This window comes from Flavobacterium suaedae (assembly GCF_014642915.1).
Taxonomy (GTDB): Bacteria; Bacteroidota; Bacteroidia; order Flavobacteriales; family Flavobacteriaceae; genus Flavobacterium; species Flavobacterium suaedae.
This window is the reverse complement of sequence record NZ_BMJE01000017.1, coordinates 1-1,017: the sequence shown is the minus strand read 5'-3', so window position 1 is coordinate 1,017 and position 1,017 is coordinate 1. Positions and strand designations below refer to the sequence as shown.

The 1,017-nt window shown below is 35.2% G+C and carries 2 pseudogenes; both read right to left on the bottom strand.

Annotated elements, in window-relative coordinates:
* A pseudogene (locus IEW45_RS14725) lies at positions 1-666 on the bottom strand (hypothetical protein); the annotation flags it as partial.
* A 23-nt stretch (positions 667-689) separates the two neighbouring features.
* Positions 690-1,017 (bottom strand): annotated as a pseudogene (locus tag IEW45_RS14720) (hypothetical protein); the annotation flags it as partial.

The window sequence follows — 1,017 nt, the reverse complement described above, 5'->3', positions numbered from 1 at the left end:
ATCATCATAATTAACTATAGTATTAGCAGGAAAATCACCAAAACCGGGGTCAGTTGTACCTTCGTAACCTATACCTACTTTTTGAGCGTTAAACTTTAATACATTCTTATCAAACTCTCCATAAATCAATGGGTTTACGGTTGAAGTGTTAGCAATACATAATATATTATTTACTGTAGCATACGATGAACCAGCATTCCGCCCTATAAAAATATTATTGTCTCCTATAACATCTTTACCTGCATTAAAACCTATATATATATTGTCTTCACCTTGTGAATTATACCCTGCATAAGAATTTGCAAAAAAATTACGCCGTCCACCTGTTGATTTTTGTCCAGCACGAAAACCTATATAAGTACTTTCTCCAGATGTCGATTCACTGCCAGCATAATGACCATAAAAGGAATTATTTCCCCCACTACTTTTTTCGCCTGCAAAATAACCAACAAATGAATTACTATTTCCTTGTGAGTATCGTCCTGAACGATAACCTAAAAAAGAATTGAAATCACCTACTGTAGTGGCGGTGCTATCAGGCTCCCCTGAACCATATCCTACAAAAGTATTATTGGTTCCATTACCAGAACCTGGAACAGAATAGGTTTGCGCAAATCCTAATACAGTAACTAAAAGCCCTGCTGCTAAAAAAAATTTTGTTTTCATAATTTATATAATTGAATTGATTACTATTTTTTAAGCAGTTTCTCAACTTTTGCCTTTAATTCATCCAGCTCTGCATTGCGGGACTTAAGTTCTTCTATCTCTTTTTCCTGTTCTATAAGGTGTAGCGTAAGTTCTTCTATTTTTTCCTGTTGCAGTTTTATAATCTCTCCCATAGCCAAACCTTCTTTTTCCACTTCCGCTGCAGATGGCATATTAGGTAAATGACCGTTATTTTTTATAAAAGCCTCTACTTCACTAAGCGGTTGTAGCTTGTAATCTTCTGCAAATACATAGTCTGCCCAAGTAGCATAAGTTCTTATTCTTACTTCTTCTGCTAATATTCCACCACGT